The organism is Gaetbulibacter sp. M235 (genome assembly GCF_043876835.1).
Lineage (GTDB): Bacteria > Bacteroidota > Bacteroidia > Flavobacteriales > Flavobacteriaceae > Yeosuana.
In genome coordinates this window covers 424,256-450,429 of the sequence record NZ_JBAWJZ010000001.1, presented here as the reverse complement: position 1 = coordinate 450,429, position 26,174 = coordinate 424,256, and the positions used below count along the sequence as shown (strand labels likewise).

At 32.0% G+C, this 26,174-nt stretch carries 24 protein-coding genes; 16 read left to right on the top strand and 8 right to left on the bottom strand.

Annotation, left to right across the window (positions count from 1 at the left end; translation table 11 throughout):
* Positions 1-47 precede the first annotated feature (47 nt).
* From atpG to V8G69_RS02040, 8 genes are all read left to right on the top strand, one after another.
* Positions 48-908 carry an ATP synthase F1 subunit gamma gene (atpG, locus tag V8G69_RS02075; RefSeq protein ID WP_394880048.1) on the top strand — a complete coding sequence of 287 codons (861 nt, stop codon included), beginning with the start codon at positions 48-50 and terminating at the stop codon, positions 906-908.
* A gap of 113 nt (positions 909-1,021) precedes the next feature.
* The gene (locus tag V8G69_RS02070; RefSeq protein ID WP_394880047.1) at positions 1,022-1,531 is read left to right on the top strand and encodes a hypothetical protein; all 510 of its coding nucleotides are present in this window, start codon (positions 1,022-1,024) and stop codon (positions 1,529-1,531) included.
* Between the two features lie 59 nt (positions 1,532-1,590).
* Complete coding sequence (locus V8G69_RS02065) at positions 1,591-3,015, top strand: lipopolysaccharide biosynthesis protein (protein ID WP_394880046.1); 1,425 nt, start codon at positions 1,591-1,593, stop codon at positions 3,013-3,015.
* Between the two features lies 1 nt (position 3,016).
* Positions 3,017-3,451 (top strand): dUTP diphosphatase, encoded by a 435-nt coding sequence (gene dut / locus V8G69_RS02060; RefSeq protein WP_394880045.1) that lies wholly within the window; start codon positions 3,017-3,019, stop codon positions 3,449-3,451.
* A 103-nt stretch (positions 3,452-3,554) separates the two neighbouring features.
* A complete protein-coding gene (locus V8G69_RS02055) occupies positions 3,555-4,574 on the top strand; it encodes a sugar phosphate nucleotidyltransferase (RefSeq protein ID WP_394880044.1) in 1,020 nt (339 codons plus the stop codon).
* A 41-nt stretch (positions 4,575-4,615) separates the two neighbouring features.
* Positions 4,616-5,977, top strand: coding sequence for a tetratricopeptide repeat protein (locus V8G69_RS02050; protein WP_394880043.1), 1,362 nt, complete (start codon positions 4,616-4,618; stop codon positions 5,975-5,977).
* Between the two features lie 9 nt (positions 5,978-5,986).
* A complete protein-coding gene (locus V8G69_RS02045; protein ID WP_394880042.1) occupies positions 5,987-6,763 on the top strand; it encodes a DUF4292 domain-containing protein in 777 nt (258 codons plus the stop codon).
* The gene (locus tag V8G69_RS02040; protein ID WP_394880041.1) at positions 6,763-7,989 is read left to right on the top strand and encodes a murein hydrolase activator EnvC family protein; all 1,227 of its coding nucleotides are present in this window, start codon (positions 6,763-6,765) and stop codon (positions 7,987-7,989) included. Before V8G69_RS02045 ends, V8G69_RS02040 begins: the two co-directional genes overlap by 1 nt.
* Here V8G69_RS02040 and V8G69_RS02035 read toward each other — a convergent pair whose 3' ends face one another.
* Together V8G69_RS02035 and V8G69_RS02030 are read right to left on the bottom strand one after the other, a co-directional pair.
* A complete protein-coding gene (locus V8G69_RS02035; RefSeq protein ID WP_394880181.1) occupies positions 7,990-8,499 on the bottom strand; it encodes an acyl-CoA thioesterase in 510 nt (169 codons plus the stop codon).
* Between the two features lie 121 nt (positions 8,500-8,620).
* The gene (locus V8G69_RS02030; protein WP_394880040.1) at positions 8,621-9,979 is read right to left on the bottom strand and encodes an SPOR domain-containing protein; all 1,359 of its coding nucleotides are present in this window, start codon (positions 9,977-9,979) and stop codon (positions 8,621-8,623) included.
* Positions 9,980-10,084: 105 nt separating this feature from the next.
* Between V8G69_RS02030 and dprA the strand changes: the two genes are divergently transcribed.
* Positions 10,085-11,188 carry a DNA-processing protein DprA gene (gene dprA / locus V8G69_RS02025; RefSeq protein ID WP_394880039.1) on the top strand — a complete coding sequence of 368 codons (1,104 nt, stop codon included), beginning with the start codon at positions 10,085-10,087 and terminating at the stop codon, positions 11,186-11,188.
* Positions 11,189-11,348: 160 nt separating this feature from the next.
* Here the strand turns inward: dprA and trpS are convergent, their stop codons facing one another.
* On the bottom strand, positions 11,349-12,317 hold the full coding sequence (trpS, locus tag V8G69_RS02020; protein ID WP_394880038.1) for a tryptophan--tRNA ligase: 969 nt from the start codon (positions 12,315-12,317) through the stop codon (positions 11,349-11,351).
* 113 nt (positions 12,318-12,430) lie between these two features.
* Here trpS and V8G69_RS02015 point away from each other — a divergent pair, with 113 nt between their 5' ends.
* Entirely contained in the window at positions 12,431-13,168 is a 738-nt protein-coding gene (locus V8G69_RS02015) for a lysophospholipid acyltransferase family protein (protein ID WP_394880037.1), read from the top strand.
* 78 nt (positions 13,169-13,246) lie between these two features.
* Here V8G69_RS02015 and V8G69_RS02010 read toward each other — a convergent pair whose 3' ends face one another.
* From V8G69_RS02010 to recA, 4 genes are all read right to left on the bottom strand, one after another.
* Positions 13,247-14,698, bottom strand: coding sequence for a hypothetical protein (locus tag V8G69_RS02010; protein ID WP_394880036.1), 1,452 nt, complete (start codon positions 14,696-14,698; stop codon positions 13,247-13,249).
* Entirely contained in the window at positions 14,698-15,240 is a 543-nt protein-coding gene (locus tag V8G69_RS02005) for an RNA polymerase sigma factor (RefSeq protein ID WP_394880035.1), read from the bottom strand. Before V8G69_RS02005 ends, V8G69_RS02010 begins: the two co-directional genes overlap by 1 nt.
* Positions 15,241-15,269: 29 nt before the next feature.
* Positions 15,270-15,680 (bottom strand): hypothetical protein, encoded by a 411-nt coding sequence (locus tag V8G69_RS02000; protein ID WP_394880034.1) that lies wholly within the window; start codon positions 15,678-15,680, stop codon positions 15,270-15,272.
* 102 nt (positions 15,681-15,782) lie between these two features.
* Entirely contained in the window at positions 15,783-16,787 is a 1,005-nt protein-coding gene (gene recA, locus V8G69_RS01995; protein ID WP_394880033.1) for a recombinase RecA, read from the bottom strand.
* A 383-nt stretch (positions 16,788-17,170) separates the two neighbouring features.
* On the opposite strand from recA, the gene V8G69_RS01990 reads away from it, so the two are divergent.
* From V8G69_RS01990 to V8G69_RS01965, 6 genes are all read left to right on the top strand, one after another.
* A complete protein-coding gene (locus tag V8G69_RS01990) occupies positions 17,171-18,247 on the top strand; it encodes a rhodanese-related sulfurtransferase (protein ID WP_394880032.1) in 1,077 nt (358 codons plus the stop codon).
* A 6-nt stretch (positions 18,248-18,253) separates the two neighbouring features.
* On the top strand, positions 18,254-19,498 hold the full coding sequence (locus V8G69_RS01985; protein WP_394880180.1) for a peptidase U32 family protein: 1,245 nt from the start codon (positions 18,254-18,256) through the stop codon (positions 19,496-19,498).
* Positions 19,498-19,728 (top strand): ferredoxin, encoded by a 231-nt coding sequence (locus tag V8G69_RS01980; protein ID WP_394880031.1) that lies wholly within the window; start codon positions 19,498-19,500, stop codon positions 19,726-19,728. The genes V8G69_RS01985 and V8G69_RS01980 overlap by 1 nt, the downstream gene beginning before the upstream one ends.
* Positions 19,729-19,848: 120 nt before the next feature.
* Positions 19,849-21,021, top strand: a complete 1,173-nt coding sequence (locus V8G69_RS01975; protein ID WP_394880030.1) for a stage 0 sporulation family protein — start codon at positions 19,849-19,851, stop codon at positions 21,019-21,021.
* The gene (locus V8G69_RS01970; RefSeq protein ID WP_394880178.1) at positions 21,011-21,502 is read left to right on the top strand and encodes a gliding motility lipoprotein GldH; all 492 of its coding nucleotides are present in this window, start codon (positions 21,011-21,013) and stop codon (positions 21,500-21,502) included. The genes V8G69_RS01975 and V8G69_RS01970 overlap by 11 nt, the downstream gene beginning before the upstream one ends.
* A gap of 8 nt (positions 21,503-21,510) precedes the next feature.
* A complete protein-coding gene (locus tag V8G69_RS01965; protein ID WP_394880029.1) occupies positions 21,511-23,838 on the top strand; it encodes a penicillin-binding protein 1A in 2,328 nt (775 codons plus the stop codon).
* On the opposite strand, the gene V8G69_RS01960 is transcribed toward V8G69_RS01965, so the two are convergent.
* Positions 23,835-25,799, bottom strand: coding sequence for an acetoacetate--CoA ligase (locus tag V8G69_RS01960; protein ID WP_394880028.1), 1,965 nt, complete (start codon positions 25,797-25,799; stop codon positions 23,835-23,837). The two genes, V8G69_RS01965 and V8G69_RS01960, sit on opposite strands and share 4 nt — an antisense overlap.
* Positions 25,800-26,174: the final 375 nt, after the last annotated feature.

Below are 26,174 nucleotides of genomic sequence, written 5' to 3'. Positions count from 1 at the left end.
GTGAGTTATTAACTTGCTACTGAATACTCAATACTAACAACTAACATATGGCAAACTTAAAAGAAATACGTAATAGAATAACATCGGTATCTTCAACGATGCAAATTACCAGTGCCATGAAAATGGTATCTGCTGCAAAGTTAAAGAAGGCTCAAGATGCCATTACTGCTATGCGTCCTTATGCCGATAAATTAACGGAACTATTACAAGGCCTAAGTGCAACTTTAGATGCTGATTCTGGAAGTAAATTTTCTACTCAAAGAGAAGTAAAAAATGTATTAATTGTTCCAATAACTTCAAATAGAGGATTGTGTGGGGCTTTTAATTCTAACATTATTAAACAAACCCAAAGTTTAATTGATAATGAATATGCTGGAAAAAAAGTTTCAATTTTAGCTATGGGAAAGAAAGGAAATGATGCTTTTTCTAAGAAAAAGATTGTTATTGCCAACAATAGTTCTCTTTTTGACAATTTAACTTTTGATAATGTTGCTGAGGTTGCTGAAACTTTAATGGATAAATTTGTTTCTGGAGAGTTTGATAAAATTGAGATTGTTTACAATAAGTTTAAAAACGCAGCAACTCAAGAAGTTATGACAGAACAATTTTTGCCAATTGTTCCAGTTCAAAACGATGCAAATGTGAACTTAGATTATATTTTTGAACCATCAAAGGTTGAAATCGTTGAGCAATTAATTCCTAAGTCATTAAAAACACAGTTATATAAAGGTATTAGGGACTCTTTTGCAAGTGAACATGGTGCTCGTATGACTGCGATGCATAAAGCAACAGATAACGCAACAGAATTAAGAGATCAGCTTAAATTGACTTACAACAAAGCACGTCAGGCTGCTATTACTAATGAAATCCTTGAGATTGTTGGTGGTGCAGAAGCTTTAAATAATTAAAAACTTGCTGAATTTGTTTCAGCGCCCAAATAATTTTAGCCTCACAATTTTGTGAGGCTTTTTTATGGCATCAATTTTGAAATATTATCTTTATTAATATTAAGTAAACTGTTATGAGCTATTTTAAAAAGATTGGTTTCTTCATTATAACGTTTTTTATAGCAATTATAATTTCTCAATGCAGCAGCGCCCAAAAATTACAAACTTCATTGCCTTCCCAAATTGGAGATGTTTATTATCAAAATTGGGTTTCAGGCGTTAAAGAAGGAGGCTCTGGTACAATTATTTATATTCAAATTATTTCAGAATCAAATCAAATTGAATTAGACAATGTTTATTTTCAAGGAAAAGTAGCTAAACTCGAATTAACAGATAACATGTTTGCTGTAGGTCGATTTAATTCAATTATGAAATCTAAAGGTGATACTGTTATGAGTAGTGACCCTAATGCTGAATATGGTAATAAAGTTCCGGAATTACCTAAAAAAGCACCTTTTGTTTTAAAAGATAATCAGTGTGTTATTAGTTATAAAGAAGGAAATAAAATCAAATATTTTAAGATAGATAACATTAGAAAAAAAGAATTACTTGCCTACCCAAGCTCGCCTAATAATAAGGAATAATGTATTTTTGTTTTAGAATTGCTAAAAACGTATTTTTAGCAGAATAAAAACTTACTTACTTGAGCGTTTTAAAAAAGTTTTTTAAAGACACTATCATTTATGGTTTAGCCACGGTTTTACCACGTCTAATGAACTTTTTATTAGTCCCGCTTCATACTGGGAAATTAGAAACATCAAGTTACTCAGACAATACTACTTTTTACGTTTACGCTGCTTTTTTCAATGTGCTACTAACCTATGGAATGGAAACTTCTTTTTTTAGATTTTTCAATAAATCTGAAGAAAAAAACAAGGTGTTTTCTACTACATTTATAAGTTTGGCAATTTCCACCATTTTATTTTTAGTAGTAGTAATCATTTTTAATCAGGAACTTTCCGGGTGGTTAAATATATCACCAAAATATTTTAAAATACTTGTTGGTTTATTGGTGTTAGATACTCTTGTAGTAGCGCCTTTTGCCTACTTGAGAGCCACAGGAAGACCAATAAAATTTGCAGCAATTAAAATAGCTAATATTGTAATTTATGTTTTGCTTAATTATTTCTTTTTATGGGCAATTCCTGAATTTAATATAGATTTTCCTGGGTATGATAAATCAGATTTAGTGCAATATATATTTATCGCCAATTTAATGGCAAGTATTATTACTTTTTTAATGCTGATTCCTTATTTCTTCAAAACAAAATTAGAGTTTAGCATGTCTATTTTCAAACAGCTTTTAAATTATGGATGGCCCATAATGGTTGCTGGGTTAGCTTATGTAATAAATGAAAATTTTGATAAATGGATTCTTCCTTATTTATTGGGAAAAGACATAAATGGAGCTTATAGTGGTTGTTATAAAATAGCCATGTTTATGACCATTTTTATTCAGGCATTTCGTTTGGGCGCTGAGCCTTTTTTCTTTTCTCATTCAAAAGAAATAAATGCAAAACAGACCTATGCTTTAATTATGAAATACTTTGTAATTGTGGGCAGTTTTATGTTGGTTTTTATAATTTCTTATCTGGATATATTTAAAGAGTTATTAGTTAAAGATGAAAGTTATTGGGAAGCCATTACCATCGTTCCAATTGTTTTACTTGCCAACCTATGTTTAGGCATTTATTTTAATTTGGCTATTTGGTACAAGCTAACAGATAAAACTATTTATGGCATGTATTTATCAATAGTTGGAGCAATCATTACCATAGTCTTTAATGTTGTTATGATAAATAAAATAGGTTTTATTGCAGCTGCCTGGGCAACTTTAGCGGCTTATGGAATGATGATGATATTATCTTACGTAATTGGTCAAAGATTTTATACAGTTCCCTATGATATTAAAAGAATTTCTGGCTATTTGATGTTAGCGATAATACTTTCTGTTATCAGTTTAAATACAAATGCTAATTATTATATAAACACCGTTTTAGTTTTGTTATTTTTGGGGAGTTTTGTTTTGTTAGAAAATAGCGAATTAAAAAAATTATTAAAACGATGACATGCAAATAAAAATTATTAATAAGTCTTCACACGATTTACCAAGTTATGAAACAATTGCCTCGGCAGGAATGGATTTAAGAGCTAATATTTCTGAATCAATCACGTTAAAGCCTTTAGCCCGAACCATTGTAAAAACAGGATTGTTTATTGAATTACCAATAGGGCTTGAAGCACAAGTGCGTCCAAGAAGTGGTTTAGCCGCAAAAAAGGGAGTTACAGTTCTTAATTCACCAGGAACAGTTGATGCAGATTATAGAGGAGAAATAGGGGTAATTTTAGTCAATCTTTCAAATGAAGACTTTATTATTGAAAATGGAGAACGAATTGCACAATTGGTCATTGCAAAACACGAACGAGCTGAGTGGGTTCATGTCGAAGAGCTTTCTGAAACTTCTCGTGGAGAAGGTGGTTTTGGAAGTACGGGAGTGAAATAATCCCTCCCCAACCCTCCCAAAGGGAGGGGGAGTTGATAACGAAATTAAAATAAGAAAATAACATAAAAGTTTCTCCCCTTTGGGGAGATCAAGAGGGGATAATATGAAAATAATAGTACCCATGGCGGGAAGAGGTTCTCGTTTAAGACCACATAGTTTAACAGTTCCAAAGCCATTAATACCAGTTGCTGGACAGCCTATAGTTCACAGATTGGTTAAGGATATTGCTAAAGTTTTAAATGAACCAATAGATGAAATAGCCTTTATTTTAGGAGAACCTGCATTTTTTGGAGACGATGTTGTTGAAAGCCTTAAAGAGTTAGCAAACAATTTAGGCGCCAAAGCATCTATTTATCGCCAAGACCAGCCATTGGGCACAGGTCATGCCATTATGTGTGCTAAAGAATCATTATCTGGTCCTGCGGTTATTGCCTATGCAGATACTCTTATTAGAGCTAATTTCACTTTAGATCCTCAAGCAGATGCTGTTATTTGGGTAAAACAGGTAGATAAACCAGAAGCTTATGGCGTTGTAAAACTAAATAATAAAGAAGAGATTGTTGAATTGGTAGAAAAACCAAAAGACTTTATTAGTGATTTAGCTGTTATTGGAATATACTACTTTAAAGATGTTGGCGTTTTAAAACAAGAATTGCAATATGTTCTGGATAATAATATTGTAAATGGCGGAGAATATCAAATTAATGATGGTATTAAAGGCATGATGGCTAAAGGAAAAGTGTTTAAAACAGGGCAGGTTGATGAATGGATGGATTGTGGGAATAAAGCAGTAACAGTTGAAACTAATGCTAGAATGTTAGGGTTTTTACAAGCAGATGGAGACGAACAAATGATAGCATCATCTGTCAAAACAGTAAATTCTAAAATTATAGAACCATGTTTTATTGGTGAAAATGTGGTATTAAATAATTCAACAATTGGCCCAAATGTTTCAATCGGTAATAATTGTAAAATAGAAAATGCTACAATTAAAGACAGCTTAATTCAAACACATACAACCATTAAAAATGCTCATTTAGAAAATGCCATGATTGGCAATCATGTATCTTATGATGGGAATTTTAAAGCAGTAAGTCTTGGAGATTATTCAGTTTTGGAATAACTTTTGAAGAGCCCTTATTAACATATTCAATACATCTTAAATTGAAACATAAAATCTACATACTTCTTTTTTACTTCGGAATGATTTTCTTTCCTCAGAGTAATTTTGCTCAAGTAGATTTTAATAAGAAACCAAATGATGATTTAGGAGATTTAGATGATAAATTTCAAGAATTATTTTTTGAAGCTTTGAAACAAAAAGGCATTGAAAATTATGACCGCTCTGTCGAAGCACTTTTAAAATGTATTGAATTGGACAATTCTCAATCGGTTTTATATTTTGAATTGGGTAAAAATTATATTTACCTTAAAAATTTTGGTGCAGCAGAAGATGCTTTAAAAATGGCCGTAAATAAGCAACCAGACAACGAATGGTACTTAGATGCCCTTTATGGTTTATATGTGCAACAAAACGAGTCTGATAAAGCTATAAAGACCTTAAAGCAACTTGTAAGCTATCATCCTGATTATAGAGAGGATTTGGTAGCCTTATACATTTCAACAAAAAAGTATAATGATGCCTTAAAATTGTTGGATGAAATAGATGAAGAATTAGGGATTTCACCATCAAGAGATTACATGCGTAATCAAATTTATGCTGCAACGGGACGCAAGAAAGATCAAATTAAGAATTTAGAAAAACGTGTTGATGATAATCCAGATAAAGAGGCTAATTATTTGGCGTTAATTTACAGGTATAGTGAGAATAATGAAAACGAAAAAGCCTTTGAAACAGCAAAAGAATTACTAAAGGTCAACCCTAAATCGCAATTGGTTCATTTAGCGCTTTATAAGTTTTATTTAGAGGATAATGATGCTGAAAAAGCCATAGAATCTATGAAAATAGTTATTAAAAGTCCTCAAATAAAACCAGAATCAAAACTTAAAGTGCTTTCAGATTTTGTTGCTTTTGTTGGAAAAAATCCTCAGTATGAACCTGCATTAGTAGAAGCAACTACCTTAGCTGGCGACACTAAAAATTCTAAATCCGATATTGAAATTGCTCAATATTATTTATCTCAAGGTGATAAATTACATGCGCTTCAATATTATGAACAGGCTTTATCTATTGAAAGTGATAACTTTGCTGTTTTGCGTAATGTTTTGTTGTTGCATATAGATTTAAAACAGTTTGATTTGGCTGTTGAACAAAGCAATAATGCACTCAATAAATATCCGTCTCAACCAATTATTTATTTAATTAATGGCGTTGCTTTAAATGAATTAAAAAGAAGTAAAGAAGCTGCCAATATTTTAGAAGCAGGATTGGATTTTATTATTGATGACACTAAAATGGAAATAGATTTTTATAACCAATTAAGTATTGCTTATACATTGTTGAACAATGCTTCTAAAGCAAAAATGTTTAGTGATAAAGCTAAACAATTAGAAACCCCAAATTAAAAAGAGTTTATGCGATATAAAAATCATTTTACAGTTGTCATATTATTTTTTGTTTTTATTTTGTTTAGTTGTAAATCTTCTAAAATTTTAAATTCAAGCACAAGCAATTTAAGTTTAACCACTAAACAACTTATTAAAGAAAACACCCAAAAAGCGGCATCATTTAAAACATTATCAGCTCGTGTGAAACTTGACATTTCCCAAGGTGATAAAGAAAATGGTTATACCATTAATATGCGCATAGAAAAGGATAAGAAAATTTTATTAATGTCATCGCCTATTACGGTTGTAAAAGCATTAATAACACAAGATAAAATAAGCTATTACAATAAATTGGATAACACGTATTTTGAAGGGGATTTTAAATATTTAAGTGATTTATTGGGAACAGAGTTAGACTTTCAAAAAGTTCAAAATTTATTGTTAGGTGAAGCTTTATTTGGTTTAAAAGACAACGCATTTGATTTGTCTGTTAATGAAAAAGAATACATACTTCAGCCCAAGAATCAAAATGCTCTTTTTGAATTATTTTACTTGATAAATCCTTCACATTTTAAAATATCATCACAACAAATTTCCCAGCCACAAGAGCAAAAACATCTTCAAATTGATTATATATCGTATCAAAAAGTCGATAAACAAATTATACCGGAACATATAAAAGTAATTGCGGTTGAAGCTACAGAAGAAATGATTTTAGAGATGGAATTTAAAGCAGTATCTTTGAATGAAGATTTACGTTTTCCTTTTAAAATTCCATCAGGACTTCAAGAAATTAAGCTTTAATGAATAGTAAAAAACACATAGTTAAATTTGTATTGGGTTTACTGTTGTTTGTTGGCTCATTTGGGTTTTCTCAAAGCAAAAAGCAACAAGAACTTGAAGAACGCAGGCAAGAATTACGACAAGAAATCCAGAAAATTAATCAGCTTCAACAAGAAAACAAGTCTAAAGAGAAGTCTCAATTATCATTAATTGAAAACTACAATTATAAAATTAATGTACTTAACAATTTAATTTCTGTTACCAATCAGCAAGCAAATTTATTAACCAGGGAAATTAATTCAAATCAAAAGAAGATAACTAAACTTCGTGATGAATTGAAGGCACTTAAAGCAGATTATGCTGCAATGATTGTGAAGTCATACAAAAGCAAAAATCAGCAAAGTAGAATCATGTTTTTATTGTCTTCAAACAATTTTAGGCAAGCTTACAAGCGCTTACAATACATGAAGCAATATTCTGATCATCAAAAACAACAAGGGCAGGAAATAAAGTCTAAAAGTGAAGAACTTCAAAGCATTAATGCGAGTTTGTTAAAACAAAAAGACGATAAGCAAAAGTTAATAGCTGAGAACAGAGTTGTACAAAAAACGTTGGAAGACGAGCGCAAGCAACATGAAATACTCATGGCTTCAATTAAGAAGAATATTAATGTTTATGCTGCACAAATTAGGACGAAACAACAAGAAGCAGACAGAATTGATAAGGAAATAGATAGAATTATTAGAGAAGCAATAGTAAAGTCGAATAAAAAAGCGGGAAAACCAGCCACATCAACTGGATTTTCTTTAACGCCTGAAGAGAAAGTATTAGCGTCGAATTTTGCTTCAAACAAAGGAAAATTGCCTTGGCCAGTTGAAAGAGGACTTGTAACATTGAGATATGGATCGCAGCCTTCGCCTATTGATAAATCACTGACCATTAGAAGTAATGGTGTGAGAATAGCTACTGAAAAAGGAGCAAAGGTAAAAGCCGTTTTTAATGGTGAGGTAAGCAGTATAATTGTTATAAAAAATGCTAATCCAATAGTAATGATTCGTCACGGAAATTATATAACTGCCTATAAAAATCTTTCTAAAGTCTATGTAAAAGAAGGCGATAAAGTAACTACAAAACAAGAGATTGGAGAAGTTTTTACAAACCCTTCAAATGGTGAGACCATTCTAAATTTCATTATTTACCAAAACCTTAATACATTAAATCCATCAGAATGGATTTACAAGATGTAATTAAATAAATAAGGCCTTTAATTCGGTAGCATCATTTGGTTTCATTTTACCTGCTAACAGTAAACTTAATTGTTTTCTTCTTAAAGCAGCATCATAACGTTCTTTTTCAAGGTTAGTTTCTGGAGTCACTTCAGGAACAGCGATTGGTTTTCCAGTTTCATCAACGGCAACAAATGTATAAATCGCTTCATTAGCCTTAGTTCTGGCGCCAGATTCTCTGTCTTCAATCCAAACATCTATAAACACTTCCATTGAGGTGTTAAATGCTCTGGAAACCTTAGCCTCGACTGATACAACACTACCTAACGGAACGGCTCTGTTAAATGCCACATGATTTACGGAAGCGGTAACAACAATACGTCTGGAATGTCTTCTTGCCGAAATACTAGCTGCTCTGTCCATGCGTGCTAATAATTCACCACCAAACAAGTTATTTAAGGGATTAGTTTCTCCAGGAAGAACTATATCGGTCATTATTGTTTTAGATTGTTCTGGTGTCTTTGCTTCCATCATGTTATTTTTTATGATTGCGCAAATGTAGCTTCTTTTTAAAGATTAAAAAAACAATGTGTTTGAATAAAGCCGATATATGATTTTATAAAAAAGAAGAAAAATAAATTGGAAAAAATTGTTAATTTTCAACTTTAACAATAGCTATCTTACCGTTATATGTTAAGTTAGCTTTTGATTGTAATGCTTGTTTTGCCGTTTCAAGAGAGTCGAACTTTTTGTAAAAAACAAAATATTTATTACTCACAGAATCAAAGAAAAAACCAACATCATTAATACTACTTGCTTTTAATTCATCAATAAAAACATCTCTTTTTTCAGTATCTGAGTAGGCTCCAAGAACTAGATAATAACCACTCTCAACCGTTTTAATGTTTTTAATGATTTTTATAAGATTAGGGCTTTCTGCAAAATCTAAATTATTTGATTTTTTTGTTTCAGAACTAGAAGGATTGTTTTCATTATCTGAAGAATTATTATCCTGATTTGTTGCTACAGCTTTTGTTTGCTCCTTTTTATAAGAGATTGTTCCAAAACTATCTTTTGAATCTGAATCTACTTTCAGCCAAGCGTCTTTATTACTGTTTTGTCTAATGGTGTGCAGTGCTTTTAGGGCTTCTTCGGCAGTCTCATAACTGCCATAAGCAACTTCATGTAAACCATACTTATTAACACCAAGTTTTCTTGCTTTAAATCCTTCGGCAACCAATTGCTCAATTTTTTTATCGCAGTTCTCTTCAACTCTAAAAGCACCAGCAACGACATGATAGTTGCCAGCCTGTTTAGTTACATTAAAAGTAACTGCCGGTAGCGGATTTTCTATAACAAAAGTGGCCTGTTGAATTTTATTATCAAGTTGATGTAGGGCTTCTTCTTGTGCTAATTGATTATGGGTTTCAATTTTATTTACGTAATAATTTGAAGCCACAAAACCACCTAAAGTTAAAGCAATGACTGCAACAGCTGCATATCTAAAATATGGAATAGACTTGCGTTTTTCTGGAGTAAAAACAATAGGCACATCTTTTTCAATAGCTTCAACAGTTTCTTTATAAACTTCGCGTGTTATTGCAGGTGATACAAATTGAGATAGCCCAAATGCATCAGTTAAATAATTATGATGATAAGATGGTTCAAATTGTATTTTGCCTTCATTGTTAAATACAACCTCGCCAATATTATTAAATGTAAGTGTTTCCCCTTGAGTTAAAAGTGCTTTTAGAATTTTAACTCGCTTTTGAATTTTTTCATTGGCTACTTCAAAAGGAATTTTTTCAACATCAGCAATATAATGGGCCAATAAACCATCATTTTTTTGAATTTGTTCATTAAATGATATTGTTTTATTTGGTGGATAAAACGTATTGGTTGATACATTAATAGTAGCCGAAGCACGTTGTGTTAAAAACGCACCAAACTCAGGTACAGTAACACATTCATATCTATAAAGTAAGTCGCTGATGTAGGTCTCTAATTGCATAAAAACAAAGTTAAAAAATTATGATGATGGATAACATTTTGTTAAAACTATTTATTAACATCATAAAAAATTACTTACTTGTATCCTTTAAATCAAAGTTTTAGAATGACAGAAAATAACCTACTAAATGTTTTGGCTTTACAACATGTAACCAATATTGGTGATATTACCGCTAAAAAACTCATTTCACATTGCGGATCAGCCGAGGCGGTTTTTAAAGAAAAGAAACATAATCTTCTTAAAATTGAAGGTATTGGGAGTTCAATTATTAACGATGTGTTTGAACCAATTCATTTTAAAGCGGCAGAAGAAGAACTTCATTTTATAAATAGCAATAATATCACCTGTTTATATTTTAATGAAGAGGACTATCCAGATAAACTTAAACATTGTTTTGATGGTCCCGTTTTATTATTCCAATCAGGAAATATAAACTTAAAACAGCAACATATTATCAGTATTGTAGGAACCAGAAAAATTACAACTCAAGGAATGGCGTTTTGTGATAATTTGGTTGAACAACTTACGCCATATAATCCTGTAATTGTTTCAGGGTTTGCTTACGGAACAGATATAACGGCGCATAAGGCCGCGCTAAAAAATAATTTGCAAACCATAGGATGTTTGGCCCATGGATTAAATCAAATATATCCAAAAGTGCATAAAAAATATATGGTTGATGTTGAAAACAATGGCGGGTTTTTTACTGATTTTTGGAGTAGCGATGCTTTTGACAAAAACAATTTTTTAAAGCGGAACAGAATAATTGCAGGTTTAAGTGAAGCTACAATAGTCATTGAATCAGCAGAAAGAGGAGGAAGCCTGGTAACCGCAGATATTGCCAACTCCTATAATCGTGATGTATTTGCGGTTCCTGGTAGAACAACAGATTCTCAAAGCATTGGATGTAATAATTTAATTAAATATCAAAAAGCACAAATACTAACAAACCCAGTAGATATTCCTTATGTTTTAAACTGGCAGCTAGAAACTTCTGTAAAACCAAGTATTCAGAAACAATTGTTTGTAGAGCTTGATGACCAAGAAAAAATAATTTACAACTACCTTAAAGAGAATAATAAGCAACAACTTGATACCATAGCTTTAAGTTGCCAAATGCCCATTTTTAAAGTAGCAAGTGTATTATTGAATATGGAATTAAAAGGAGTTATTAGACCTTTGCCGGGGAAATTATTTGAGCTTATTTAGTTTTTTATATTCAACAAAAAAGTGAATAATAATCCCTATAATTATCAGAACTCCAATCAACACAATCCAATTGTTACCTTTATCGGACAGAAAATGTGATATAATCATAAATACTTGAGAAAGAGTCATTAAAACCGTAAACCAAACAAGTTTTTCATATTTAATACCCAACTTTTTCTCGCACTCTTTTCAAAACATCATTAGCTACCAATTTAGCTTTAGAAGCTCCAATAGCTAATGCTTTGTCAATTTCATCTAAGTTATTAATGAAGTAGTTGTAACGTTCTCGTTGTACGGCAAACTTATCAGTAATAAGCTCAAAAACAGCTTGCTTTGCATGACCATAACCATAATTACCGTTTTCATAATTGGCCTTCATAACTTCAATTTGCTCCTTGTTTGCCAGCAAACTATAAATAGCAAAACAGTTACAGGTTTTCCAATCTTTAGGATCTTCAAGAGGTGTACTATCTGTTTGAATAGACATAATCTGTTTTCTTAACTTCTTATCATCTAAAAAGATATTGATGATGTTTCCTCTACTTTTACTCATTTTTTCACCATCAGTTCCAGGAATCAGCATATTGTTTCCTTGAATTTTCCCTTCTGGCAACACAAAAGTGTCTCCCATTTTGGCATGAAAACGAGAAGCAACATCTCGTGTCATTTCTATATGTTGTAATTGGTCTTTTCCAACAGGAATAATATTGGCGTCGTACAATAAAATATCGGCAGCCATAAGCATTGGGTAGGTAAACAAACCAGCATTTACATCTTCAAGTCTATCTGCTTTATCTTTAAAACTATGTGCCAAAGTTAATCGCTGATAGGGAAAAAAGCAGCTTAAATACCATGATAATTCAGTTACTTGAGGCACATCACTTTGTCTGTAAAAAACGGTTTTTTCAATATCTAAACCAAAAGCTAACCAAGTAGCCGCTGTAGAATAGGTGTTATCACGTAATTCGTCAGCATCTTTAATTTGCGTAAGTGTGTGTAAATTTGCGATAAACAAAAAAGAATCGTTTTCAGGATTGTTAGCCATCTCAATAGCTGGTATTATGGCTCCTAAAATATTGCCTAAATGTGGTGTTCCTGTGCTTTGTATTCCTGTAAGTATTCTTGCCATAATGTACCTCACATGTGTGAGAATCTTATTAAAATTAAATGAACCCTTTTTATTGGAGCAAAGGTAATTTTTTTAGTAGAATTGCTCAATACAAATGTGTATTTTTGGGAAACATGAAGATTTTTAAATATATTTTTTGGATTTTTTACCGCATTTGGTTTTACATAATTGTGGCGATTCCAATTATAATTTTGTTTCCAGTGCTTATAATTTCTATTTTAAAAGAATCATGGTATCCTTTCTTTTTTAAATTAGCTCGCATTTGGGCCAGATTTATTTTAATTGGCATGGGGTTTAAAGTAAAAATTGAAACCCAACAAATTCCAGAAAAAGATAAAAGCTATATGTTTATTGCCAACCATACCTCCATGGCAGACATTATGCTTATGCTGGTTTGTATAAAGAATCCATTTGTATTTGTTGGAAAAAAAGAATTGGCTAAAATCCCACTTTTTGGGTTTTTCTATAAGAGAACTTGTATTTTGGTGGATAGAAATTCTGCAAAAAGCAGACAAGCTGTTTTTTTAAGAGCTCAAAGGCGATTAAAATCTGGGTTGAGCATTTGTATTTTCCCAGAAGGAGGCATACCCGAGGAACATGTTTTGCTTGATGAGTTTAAAGATGGTGCTTTTAGACTTGCCATTAACCATCATATACCCATTGTGCCATTAACATTTGCTGATAATAAAAAGCGTTTTTCATATACTTTTTTTAGTGGTGGACCAGGAAGAATGCGAGTAAAAATCCATGAATTTTTAGAAACGAAATCATTAAGTATTAATGATACCAAAAGTTTAAACTCTAAAGCAAAAGAAATTATTTTAACCCAACTTTTGGTTTATTCAAAATAAAAACTGCTCTTGGGGAAGAGCAGTTTTCTTGATATTTCTTCAAGAGTTTTAAAGAAATATCGAGGCCTAACCAAAAACCTAAAACTTAAATCCAATTCCGGTATAAACACCTATAAAATAGGGTTTAAAATTGCCAGAAGTATTATTAAAAGTATTGATTTGATATTTAAACAAAGGTTCTAAATTCAAATCTATTTTTTTAGTTATTTTATAATTTATTCCTAAACCAAAATTAGCACTATAACTCACTTTGTTCAAGTTTGAAGCTTCACCAATTTTAGTTCGACGGCCTTCAAATTCAGAAAATAATTCATTGTTGCTTAATATGAATGAACTAAAACCACCAATAACATTAAATCCAAATTTTTTATTGATAATCGCGTATTCAATTTCTAACGGAATTTCAATATATCCTAAAGATTGATTAATTGATGTGTTTGAAGTTTTAATAAAGGCTTCATTATTTGCATTACTTAAACTTTCACCACTTATAAGAGAAATATTATCTGGATTATCGCCAGTATTAATGTTTTTTAAAGCACTAACACTTGGAGTTAGTCCAACTGACTCAAAAACAACTACATTATTGGTGTTGTAACCTAAATTCACCTTGTTAATACCAGAACGAATGCTGAGTTTGTTATTAATAGCATAACTGGCACCAATACCATAACTCATTGTAACCTCACCATTTTTTGCATTATCATTAAACTGAGCGTCTATGGATGAGCCTTTACCAAGACTATTAAAATAAACAGGAGCTGCATTAGTGGCTATACTCCATTTGTTTGATTTTTTCTCATTTTCATCTTTGTTTGCTTCAGCAATAGCCTCTTCAATAGATGGTTTATTTTTTTCTGATATTTTGTTTGTTAAAGCATTATCATCATCTTGGTTACTATTTTCTGCAATTACAGAAGTGTTATTTTTTACTGAATTTTTAAGCTCAGCTGTTTTATCAGTTTCTGAAATCGCTTCATTATCTTTATTTTTAATTAATTCTTTTCCATTTGAATTATTTGTCACTTTATTGTTTTCATGAGCTATTATTTGATTTGTCGAAGCTTTATTATTATTGATTATACTGTTCGTTTTATTTTTTTGATTTTGATTTTTTGATGAATTATTACTTGTTATAATGTTTTGATCATTGTTTACAGGTTGATTGTTTATTTTGTTTTTGTCCCCTTCAGAAGCAATAGTTGTATTTTTAATAGAATCTCTATTTTCATTAAAATCAATAGTATTATTTGGACTCAAAGATTTTGTCGAAGGTTCGTCTTTTGTGTCAACAACTTGGATAGAAGGTGTTACGTTTGTGTTTTTAAAATATTCTCTGTCAATGGTAAAAAATAATAATAGTAAAGCCGCTACTCCAGCATAACGCCACCATATTGGTATAACTCTTCGTTTCTTTTTGTTTTTATTAAGTTTGGCTTCAATATTTTGCCAAACAGCATCACTTGGTGAGACTTCAAAATCTTTAAAGCCTTCTTGAAACAACCTGTCAATATGTTTTTTTTCTTTCATTATAACGATTGTAAGGTTCTTGTTGTTTTATAATCCTCTATGGTTCTCATCAATATCTGTCTAGCACGAGCTAGATTAGATTTTGAAGTACCTATATTAATATCTAGCATGGTTGCTATGTCGTTATGAGAGTAACCATCAAGCACATATAAGTTAAAAACAAGCCTATATCTGTCTGGTAACCCTTGTATTATTTGTAAAAGATAGTCTAGAGAAATAGACTCGTCGTCAATTTCTATTTCAACATCATCTACAATGTCTTCATTAATAATATCAAAAACTTTTTCATTACGGTAACGCTGTAAAACGGTATTAACTGTAACTCGTTTTAACCAACCTTCAAAAGAGCCTTTGTGTTTATATTGTCCAATTTTTTTAAAAATAGTTAAAAAGGCATCTTGCAAATTGTCTTCTGCTTCTGCATAGTTTCTCGAATACTTCAAGCATATTGAAAATAGTTTACTCGAAAAGAGTTTATACAATTCGCTTTGTGCTTGGGTATCATTAATCTTACAATTTTCTATGAGCTGCCTCAAACTCAAATTAATATCGGTTTTAATTAATAATTTATTTAATTTATAACGGGCACTTCAATTATTAAATATTGGTCAACATCATTTTCGTCAACTCCTTGCCAAAATTTAAAAATGTAACTGCCATTTCCTGTTACAACAAAATTAAAGGTGGCTTCTACCAATTCATCTTCAAGATCTGTACAATTATTATCAATATAATCATAATTTATAACAGCTACTGTACGCTCATTGTTGTTTTTTAAATAGTAGAATTCTTTAAATGTGTGACATGTTGAAGGTTTTAAATAACTAACTGTAATAGGATATGTTTCTCCTAAAGTAAACGATTCAGGAATATCTACACTTTCAATTGGTAAAATTTCTAAATTGTAATCAACAGTTTTGTCATCCAAACTACAGGAAGCAAATAAAATTAGAAATAAACTTAATAAGATTAACTTTTTCATTGCAATATTGTTTAATATGATTTTTTATCCAATAGATGCGAAGAAGAAGAAAAGGTTGCGTATAAAAATGAAAAACCCCAATGATTTGGGGCTTTTTTTTAACTATTTTGAAGCTTTTAAAATAGCTTTAATTTTATTTTCCAGTTCATCTTGAAGTTCTGGATTATCTTGAATGAGAGCTTTAACAGCATCTCTACCTTGTCCTAGTTTTGTTTCTTCATAACTAAACCAAGAACCACTTTTCTTTATGATTTCATGTTCAACAGCAATATCTAAAATTTCCCCAACTTTTGAGATGCCTTCACCATACATAATATCAAATTCTGCAGTTTTGAAAGGTGGTGCCACTTTGTTTTTTACAACTTTAACCTTTGTTTTGTTACCAGTAACATTGCCATCGGTTTCTTTAATTTGTGTTGAACGTCTTATATCCAATCGTACAGATGCGTAAAATTTTAATGCGTTTCCTCCTGTTGTGGTTTCAGGGTTTCCGAACATCACTCCAATTTTTTCTCGCAATTGGTTAATAAAAATAACAGTACAATTTGTTTTGCTAATAGAAGCTGTTAATTTTCTTAAAGCTTGAGACATCAATCTGGCATGCAAACCCATTTTAGAGTCTCCCATTTCACCTTCAATTTCGCTTTTCGGAGTTAAAGCGGCAACAGAGTCAATCACTACAATTTCTATAGCACCAGAACGTATTAAATTATCTGTAATTTCAAGCGCTTGCTCACCGTTGTCGGGTTGAGACATAATTAAATTATCAATGTCTACACCTAATTTTGCAGCGTAAAATCTATCAAAAGCATGCTCGGCATCAATAAAAGCAGCAATACCACCAGCTTTTTGAACTTCAGCAATGGCATGCAATGTTAAAGTTGTTTTTCCTGATGATTCTGGCCCGTAAATTTCAATAACTCTTCCACGTGGATATCCACCAACTCCTAACGCAATGTCTAAGCCAAGAGAACCAGATGGAATCGCTTCAACGTCTTGAATGGCAGCATCGCTCATTTTCATTACGGTTCCTTTACCATACGCTTTATCTAATTTATCTAAAGTAAGTTTAAGTGCTTTTAATTTTGCTTCTTTTTCAGTGCTCATTTTTAATTTTTTTTTCTGTAGTTATGTATGCTAAAATAATACTTCTTTTGTCACAATACAATTTTATCACGCAACCTTTTTCCACATTTTGTATCTAATAAGAAACATGGGAAAATTTTTGCTATGAATAGAACCAATTTTAAAATTTGAACTCATAATTTTAAATTAAAAAATAGGTTTTCTAATATATGGTGACCTTATATTAGAGTCCCAATGTTGACTAATTCAAATAAACAAGAAAGCACTTTATAGCTATAAAGTGCTTTTTTTATGAGATATAGCTAAGGTTTTTTAAAAAAATGTACCTTTGCCATTTATTTCATTTCCCTTCCCTTTGGGAAGGTTAGGATGGGAATTCTTTAACCTTAAAACGTTAGTATAGCATGCAACTGTACAATAAATTAAGCGCAAAAGAAAGAGCAGAATTAATTGACCAAGCAGGAAAAAGTCGATTAACACTTTCTTTTTATCAATATGCCAAAATTGGCAATCCTCAAGTTTTTAGAGATCACTTGTTTATTACTTGGAATGCTTTAGATGTTCTTGGTAGAATTTATGTGGCTCATGAAGGCATTAATGGGCAGTTATCGCTTCCAGCAGACAGATTTAATGAATTTAAAGAACACCTTGATAGTATTTCTTTTCTACAGGGTATTCGGTTAAATGTTGCCATTGAGCAAGACAACAAATCATTTTTAAAGCTAAAAGTAAAAGTGCGCGATAAAATTGTTGCTGATGGATTGAATGATGACACTTTTGATGTAACCAATAGAGGCATTCATTTAGCGGCGGAACAATTCAATAAAATTATAGAAGATGAAAAAACCATTTTGGTTGATATGCGTAATCATTACGAAAGTGAGATAGGTCATTTCAAAAATGCCGTTACACCAGACGTGGATACATTTAGAGATTCGTTGGACATTATTGAAGAAGACTTAAAAGACCATAAAGAAGATAAAAATTTGGTGATGTATTGCACCGGCGGCATTCGTTGTGAAAAAGCCAGTGCCTATTTCAAACACAAAGGATTTAAAAATGTTTATCAGTTGGAAGGCGGTATTATTGAATACACCAGACAGGTAAAAGAGCAAAATCTTGAGAATAAGTTTTTAGGCCAGAATTTTGTGTTTGATGATCGAAGAGCTGAACGAATAAGCCCAGATATAGTTGCTAAGTGCCATCAATGCGGAGAACCTTTTGATGTACATACCAATTGTGCAAATGATGCATGCCATTTATTATTTATTCAATGTGATACGTGTAAACTTGAGATGGATAATTGCTGTTCTACAACTTGTAAAGAAATACATGCTTTGCCTTATGAAGAACAAAAAGCCTTAAGAAAAGGACAAGGCAATAGTAATGATATTTTCAAAAAGGGAAGAGCTGACCATTTGCCATATAAAAAGGATTTAAGAAATATTTTCGAAACGCTTAAAATCAGTAAACAAGAATAGAAGATGATGCAGAGAATAGAATTAATGGCACCTGCTGGAAATTTTGAATCGTTACAGGCAGCCTTAGATAATGGAGCGGATTCTGTCTATTTTGGTGTCGAACAACTAAATATGCGTGCAAGAGCATCTATAAATTTCACTTTAGATGACTTGCCAGAAATTTCAAAGCGTTGCAAAGCTAAAAAGGTAAGAACCTATTTAACGCTTAACACAATTATTTACGATCACGACTTATCCATTGTAAAAACCTTAATAAATAAAGCTAAAGAAACGGGAATTACGGCTGTAATCGCCATGGATCAAGCTGTTATTATGGCGGCGAGAGAAGTTGGGATGGAAGTGCATATTTCAACTCAAATAAACATTACCAACATTGAAACGGTTAAGTTTTATGCTTTGTTTGCCGACACTATGGTTTTAAGTAGGGAATTGAGCTTAAGACAAGTTAAAAAGATTACCGAACAAATAGAAAAAGAGCAAATTAAAGGTCCCTCAGGAAAATTAATTGAGATAGAAATTTTTGGTCATGGAGCCTTATGTATGGCAGTTTCTGGGAAATGTTATATGAGTTTACATTCATATAATTCTTCAGCAAATAGAGGCGCTTGCAAACAAAATTGCAGAAAAAAATACACTGTAATTGAACAGGAGACGGGTTTTGAAATGGAGATTGATAATGAGTATATCATGTCTCCAAAAGATTTGTGTACCATTGATATTTTAGATCAGGTTGCAGATGCAGGTATTAAAGTCTTAAAAATCGAAGGTAGAGGAAGAGCTCCAGAATATGTAGCCAAAGTTATTTCGTGTTATCGTCAGGCTATTAACAGTTTAGAAACAGGAACCTATCAAAAGGAAAAAGTAATTGATTGGATGCTTGAGCTTGAAAAAGTATATAATCGTGGTTTTTGGAATGGGTATTATTTAGGTCAAAAACTAGGAGAATGGAGTATAGGTTCTGGCTCTCACGCTACTCAAAAGAAAGTTTACATAGGCAAAGGCACACACTTTTTCCCAAAACCACAAATTGGCGAATTTAAAATTGAAGCTTACGATATTTCAATAGGAGATACTATTTTAATTACAGGACCAACAACAGGAGCAAAAGAACTTGAAGTGAACGACATGATGGTGAACGACAAAAAATTGGCTAAAGGGGCTAAAGGTGATTTAGTTACAATTCCATTAGGTTTTAGAATTAGACCTTCAGATAAATTGTATAAAATTGTAGAAAATAAAGTGGAGGTGTAATGGTTGTTATCACATTACAGCGTAAAAAATGTATAGGTTGCAATTACTGTGTTGAATTAGCGCCAAAACAATTTCAAATGTCAAAAAAAGATGGAAAATCCGTTTTATTAAAAGCTAACGATAAAAAAGGATTTTTCACTTTGAAATCAAATGAGAACGCCATTTTTGACGAATGTGAAAATGCTTCAAAGGCTTGTCCTGTTAAGATTATTAGTGTTAAAATGATTTAGTATTGATGATAATAAAACTTCTATTTTAAAGTACACATAATAATCTTATCTTTACCTTTTAAAATAATTATAAACCTTCATTCGTAATAATTTTTATTAACGAATTCAATATAAAAAAATATGGCTTGTAACAGTTGTTCAACTGAAGATGGCAGTCCACCAAAAGGATGTAAAAACAATGGCACTTGTGGCACCGATAGTTGTAATAAACTCACGGTTTTTGATTGGCTAGCCAATATGTCGCTTCCTAACGGAGAAAAACCTTTTGATTGGGTTGAGGTTCGTTTTAAAAACGGAAGAAAACACTACTATAAAAACACTGAAAATTTAACATTAAGTATTGGTGATGTTGTAGCAACACAAGCGCAATCTGGTCATGATATTGGAATGGTTACCCTAACGGGCGAGTTGGTACGTGTTCAAATGAAGCGTAAAAACTTTTCCCAAGAAGGCGATGAAATTTTAAAAATTTACAGGAAAGCTGGACAAAAAGATATAGATATTTGGTCGGATGCCAGAGACAAGGAAGAGCCTATGAAGGTTAAAGCTCGTCAATTTGCTATCGACTTAAAATTGGCAATGAAAATTTCAGACATTGAATTTCAAGGAGATGCCAGTAAAGCCACTTTTTATTATACGGCTGAAGATAGAGTAGATTTTAGAGAGCTTATTAAGCTTTTTGCAAAAGAGTTTAGAACCCGAATAGAAATGAAGCAAGTAGGCTTTCGTCAAGAAGCTTCAAGACTTGGCGGTATTGGCTCATGCGGACGAGAATTATGCTGTTCAACATGGTTAACAGACTTTCGTTCAGTAAGTACATCAGCAGCAAGATATCAGCAGTTATCATTAAATCCCCAAAAACTAGCTGGACAATGTGGTAAATTAAAATGCTGCTTAAATTATGAGCTAGATACTTATTTAGATGCGTTGAAAGGTTTTCCTAAAACAGAAATTAAACTTCAAACAGAAAAAGGCACTGCTGTTTGCCAAAAAACAGATATTTTTAAAGGCCATATGTGGTATGCTTATGAAGGCGAATGGATGAATTGGCATAAAATTACTACCGACCAAGCCAATGAAATTATTAGTCTGAATAAAAAAAATAAAAAGGTTGCAAGCTTAGAAGAATACGCTTCAGAGTTGATGGAAGATACTAAAACCGAATTCGAAAACGTTGTTGGTCAAGATAGTTTAACACGTTTTGATAGTCCAAAACCTAATAATAAACGTAAAAATAAAAGGAACAATAAAAATAAGAGAAAACCTCAAAACGCTAAAAATGATGCGAAATAGTGTATTGTTATTTGTTTTAGTCTTTTCTTTTATTGTGATATCTTGTGATTCAAAGCGAGTTTATGATCAATATAAATCTGTCCCTAACGGATGGAATAAAGATTCAATAATTTCGTTTAAAATAAATCCGCCAGATTCAATTAAACCTTATAATTTATTTGTGAATTTAAGAAACACTAATAATTACAAGTACAGTAATATATTTTTAATTGTTGAAATGGTTTTTCCTCACGGCAAAACGATTAAAGATACTTTGGAATATAGAATGGCCGACCCAAGCGGAAAATTATTAGGCACAGGTTTAATGGATATTAAAGAAAACAAACTTTGGTACAAAGAAAAAGTTGTGTTTAAAGAAGCAGGAGAATACACAGTAAATATTCAACATGCAATGAGAGAAAACGGCAAAGTAAACGGCGTTGTTTCACTTGAAGGCATTACCGATATTGGTTTTAGAATTGAAAATTCAATAAGCAATTAATTTTAAGTATGGCAAAGGCAAAACAAACAGAAAACACTCAAGAGTTTGATAAATATGTACGTTGGTTTTGGATGTTGTTTTCAGCAGGAATTCTATTTATAATTCTAGTTTTTTCATTAGCATCATGGGGAGTTTTTGGAGAACTTCCAGACCATACACAATTAGAAAACACCGACACAAATTTAGCTACAGAAATAATTTCATCTGACGGAAAAACATTAGGTAAATTTTATTTAAATGATAACCGTACACCAATAGGTTTTGATGAATTGCCAAAACATCTGGTAGATGCTTTAATTGCTACCGAAGACGCCAGATATTATGAACATTCGGGCATTGATGCCAGAGGAACTTTAAGAGCTGTTTTTAAATTAGGTAAAGGTGGTGGAGCAAGTACCATTTCACAACAATTGGCAAAACAATTATTTCATGGCGAAGGGTCGAAAAATACTTTAGGACGATTAACCCAAAAAATAAAAGAATGGATTATTGCCATTCGTTTAGAACGTCAATATACCAAAGAAGAAATCATAGCTCAATATTTTAATATTTATGACTTTGGAAACAATGCCGATGGTATTAGAAGTGCTTCAAGAATTTATTTTGGTAAAGAACCTAAAGATTTAGATTTAAAAGAATCTGCCATGTTGGTTGGGATGTTTAAAAATTCATCCCTATATAATCCTAGGCCAAATAAAAACCCAATTGGAGTTAGAAACAGACGAAATGTAGTCTTGGCTCAAATGGAAAAGTACGATTATATAACTGAGCAAGTAAAAGATTCACTACAAAAAACGGAATTAGATTTAAACTATAATCCGGAATCTCATCGTGAAGGAATAGCCACTTATTTTAGAACCTATTTAGATGGTTTTATGAAAGATTGGATAAAAAATAATCCAAAACCAGACGGAACAAAATGGAGCTTATACAATGATGGGTTAAAAGTTTACACAACGATTGATTCAAGAATGCAACAATACGCCGAAGATGCTGTTCAAAAACACATGCCTAGGTTGCAAGCTGAATTTTTTAACCAGAATACACCTAGCAGAAACCCTACAGCACCATTTTTAGAACTTGACCAAAGTGAAATCGATGCTTTGATGAATCGTTCCATGAAACAGTCTGAACGTTGGAGAAAGATGAAATATGATTTAGACAAGTCAGACGCAGAAATAAAAGCATCTTTTTACAAGCCAACGGAGATGAGTATTTTTTCTTGGAAGGGAGAAATAGATACTATCATGAAACCTATAGATTCTATGCGATATTATAAATCATTTTTGCATACGGGCTTAATGTCTATGGATCCACAAACGGGGCATGTAAAAGCTTGGGTTGGTGGGATTAATTATAGGCATTTTCAATACGATCATGTAAAAGCAGGTAGTCGTCAAGTAGGGTCAACTTTCAAACCTTTTGTGTATGCCGCAGCCATTGATCAGTTACATTTATCGCCTTGTAATATTCTTCCAAAGTCGCAAATAACCATTGAAGCTGGAAAATATGGAAATCCTGAATCATGGTCTCCAAAAAATTCAGATGGTGATTATGGTGGATCAATGACTCTAAAAGATGCCTTAGCAAATTCTGTTAATACAATTACCGCCAGGGTTATGGATAAAGTTGGTCCACAGCCAGTGGTAGATTTAGTAAAGAAATTAGGGGTTGAATCTGAAGTGCCTCCAGTACCTTCAATAGCATTAGGAACGGCAGATTTAAGCGTGTATGAAATGGTTGGGGCTTACGCCACCTTTGCAAATAAAGGGGTTTATACAAAACCGGTAATGGTTACCACTATAGTTGATAAAAATGATACCGTTTTATATCAATTTACACCAGAAACCAGAGATGTTTTAAGTGAAGAGACGGCTTATGTAACCGTAAAACTTATGGAAGGTGTAACGCAATCAGGTTCTGGGGCCAGATTAAGAAGAACAGGAGAGCCTTATGGTGTTTATAAAGAAATTATAACAGGTTATCCTTATGGATTTACAAATCCAATTGCAGGTAAAACAGGAACCACACAAAACCAAAGTGATGGTTGGTTTATGGGTATGGTGCCTAATTTGGTGACTGGTGTTTGGGTTGGCGCTGAGGATAGAGCTGCTCATTTTAGAACCATTACCTATGGTCAAGGAGCCGCTATGGCATTACCAATTTGGGGTTTATACATGAAAAGCTGTTATGCAGATAAAGACTTAAATGTTTCTATTGAAGACTTTGATGTGCCTGTTGATCTTTCTATAAATGTAGATTGCACGAATGTTTCTGCAGAAAATGCTGATGGAACAAAGGTTAAGGATGATATTCCAGACGATTTAGATTTTTAAATTGTTTTTGCAAACTCAACAAAGAAATCAACTGATTCAGGATTCTTCATAGAATCTATATTAATCGATTTTTCAAAAGGCATTTTAAGTAAAATCTTTTTAATGGGAGCTTCCATTTTTTTTCCGCTTATGGTATAAGGTATATCTGGAACTTCAATAATCTCATCGGGCACATGCCTTGGTGTATATTCTTTTTTAAGCTGATTATTTATATCTGATTTTATTTCATTGGTTAATTTAAATGAGGGCTTCATCTTTACAAATAAAGGCATATAATGTAGTCCGCCTTCAAGCTCTAAATTCACAATAAGGGAATCTTCAATGGACTTTATTTTATTTATGCATCTATAAATCTCACTCGTGCCAATTCGAATTCCGTGACGGTTTAATGTTGCGTCAGATCTGCCATAAATGACAATTCCATGAGTTTTGGAATTAATTTTTATAAAATCACCATGTCTCCATTTTCCTGGATAATATTCAAAATAGCTTTCTTTATAGCGTTTGTTGTTATCATCGTTCCAAAAATATATTGGCATTGAAGGCATTGGCTCATCTATCACCATTTCACCTAAATCGTCTTCAATGGGTTGTCCGTTATCATCATAAGCATATAATGAAACACCCAAAGTCTTACATTGAATCTCTCCTGAATGAACAGCATAAAAAGGTGTGCCACCTACAAAGGCAGTACATACATCGGTTCCGCCGGCCATAGAACATAACCATACATCAGACTTTATATTTTTATAAACATACTCAAAAGCTTCAAAAGGTAAAGGGGCTCCTGTAGAACTTATTGAGCGCAATGTATTTAGGTCATATTGATTTTTTGGAGTTATGTTATTTTTCATGCTTGCTACCAAAAAAGGTGCGCTGGTACCAAAATGAGTTATCTTAATTTTTTCTGAAAACTCCCAAAGCTTGTTGAAATCTGGATACGTTGGACTGCCATCATACAATACTATGGATGCACCCATTAATAAAGCAGATTGTAAAAAATTCCACATCATCCATCCTGTTGTAGTGTACCAAAAATAACGTTCCTCTTGATGTACATCATTATGGAAAGCCATGTATTTTAAGTGTTCTAATAAAACACCACCGTGAGAATGAACAATGGCTTTAGGCAAGCCTGTGGTTCCTGAAGAATATAAAACCCAAATAGGATGATTAAAATCTACAGGTTCAAAAACCAGTTCATCTTCAAAAGTTTCAAAAATAGAATTGATGCTTATAAAATCTTTTGGGAAAGCAGATATATCATTTTTATTTAAATAAGGTAAAACGATAACTTGTTTTAAAGTAGGCAATGCTTTTGCAATATTTATAGCAATGCTGGTTTTATCATGAGGTTTTCCGTTATAAAAATAGCCGTCAACAGTTATAAGAACTTTAGGTTTAATTTGAGCAAATCTATCTATAACACTTTCAGTTCCAAAATCTGGCGATGTACTGGACCAGATGGCACCAATAGAATTTGCTGCTAAAAAAGAAATAGTCGCTTCAGGGACATTTGGTAAAAAAGCAACCACACAATCTCCTTTACCAACACCTATTGATTTTAAGTACGAAGCCATAGATGCTACTTTATCCTTTAAAGCCTTCCAGGACAATTCTAAATAATCACCTTGTTCGTTGCTAAAAATGATTGCTGGTTGGTTGTGGTGAGCATATCTAAAAATGTGTTCGGAATAGTTAAGTTTGGCACCATTAAACCATTTAAAATCTGGCATGGTGGTCATTGTTAAAACAGCATCGTAATTGCTATATGAAATGACATTGAAATAATCCCAGATGCTTTTCCAAAAATCACTGGTATTATTAACAGACCATTGCCATATGTCTTCATAAGAATTAAAGTTAAGTCCAAGTCTATTTTTCAACCACTTTTGATAATCATATAAATGGCTATTTGATTTAAAAGATTTAGAACCCTCCCAAAGTTTATTGTCTGACATTATTATGTGAATTAATGTTTAAATATAAGCAATCTTAAAAGAATTCAATATTTGAATAGTGTAATTAAAGCAAAATAAAGACGTTTAAGAAATTACTCGTTAAGTAGTAAAAACCTTTAATAAGTTAAAAAATATTGCATTTTATCGAAATTTATAAGTTTTTTGACGATAAAATAAAAATTTCACTACTTTTATAATCCTCAAATAAACCAATTTAAAAACTAATAGATTCCCAAATCTACCATAAACTAACAACTTATGAATTTTGCAGCAAATCTACCTGAACTACCTACAAATACTGAGAGTAAATTCAAAGAGACTTTACGTGAGAATTTACGATTTTTAAAAAGTTTAGTGTATTTAACCAAGAAAATA

Coding starts and splice junctions, on each gene's coding strand:
- V8G69_RS02055 (WP_394880044.1), top strand. CDS start 3,555: ATGAAAATAATAGTACCCATGGCGGGAAGAGGTTCTCGTTTAAGACCA.
- dprA (WP_394880039.1), top strand. CDS start 10,085: ATGACAGAAAATAACCTACTAAATGTTTTGGCTTTACAACATGTAACC.
- V8G69_RS02010 (WP_394880036.1), bottom strand. CDS start 14,698: ATGAAAGAAAAAAAACATATTGACAGGTTGTTTCAAGAAGGCTTTAAA.
- V8G69_RS01980 (WP_394880031.1), top strand. CDS start 19,498: ATGGTTGTTATCACATTACAGCGTAAAAAATGTATAGGTTGCAATTAC.
- V8G69_RS01970 (WP_394880178.1), top strand. CDS start 21,011: ATGCGAAATAGTGTATTGTTATTTGTTTTAGTCTTTTCTTTTATTGTG.
- trpS (WP_394880038.1), bottom strand. CDS start 12,317: ATGGCAAGAATACTTACAGGAATACAAAGCACAGGAACACCACATTTA.
- V8G69_RS01965 (WP_394880029.1), top strand. CDS start 21,511: ATGGCAAAGGCAAAACAAACAGAAAACACTCAAGAGTTTGATAAATAT.
- V8G69_RS01985 (WP_394880180.1), top strand. CDS start 18,254: ATGCAGAGAATAGAATTAATGGCACCTGCTGGAAATTTTGAATCGTTA.
- V8G69_RS02045 (WP_394880042.1), top strand. CDS start 5,987: ATGCGATATAAAAATCATTTTACAGTTGTCATATTATTTTTTGTTTTT.
- V8G69_RS02000 (WP_394880034.1), bottom strand. CDS start 15,680: ATGAAAAAGTTAATCTTATTAAGTTTATTTCTAATTTTATTTGCTTCC.
- V8G69_RS02035 (WP_394880181.1), bottom strand. CDS start 8,499: ATGGAAGCAAAGACACCAGAACAATCTAAAACAATAATGACCGATATA.
- atpG (WP_394880048.1), top strand. CDS start 48: ATGGCAAACTTAAAAGAAATACGTAATAGAATAACATCGGTATCTTCA.
- V8G69_RS01960 (WP_394880028.1), bottom strand. CDS start 25,799: ATGTCAGACAATAAACTTTGGGAGGGTTCTAAATCTTTTAAATCAAAT.
- V8G69_RS01990 (WP_394880032.1), top strand. CDS start 17,171: ATGCAACTGTACAATAAATTAAGCGCAAAAGAAAGAGCAGAATTAATT.
- V8G69_RS02030 (WP_394880040.1), bottom strand. CDS start 9,979: ATGCAATTAGAGACCTACATCAGCGACTTACTTTATAGATATGAATGT.
- dut (WP_394880045.1), top strand. CDS start 3,017: ATGCAAATAAAAATTATTAATAAGTCTTCACACGATTTACCAAGTTAT.
- V8G69_RS02015 (WP_394880037.1), top strand. CDS start 12,431: ATGAAGATTTTTAAATATATTTTTTGGATTTTTTACCGCATTTGGTTT.
- V8G69_RS02040 (WP_394880041.1), top strand. CDS start 6,763: ATGAATAGTAAAAAACACATAGTTAAATTTGTATTGGGTTTACTGTTG.
- V8G69_RS02070 (WP_394880047.1), top strand. CDS start 1,022: ATGAGCTATTTTAAAAAGATTGGTTTCTTCATTATAACGTTTTTTATA.
- V8G69_RS01975 (WP_394880030.1), top strand. CDS start 19,849: ATGGCTTGTAACAGTTGTTCAACTGAAGATGGCAGTCCACCAAAAGGA.
- recA (WP_394880033.1), bottom strand. CDS start 16,787: ATGAGCACTGAAAAAGAAGCAAAATTAAAAGCACTTAAACTTACTTTA.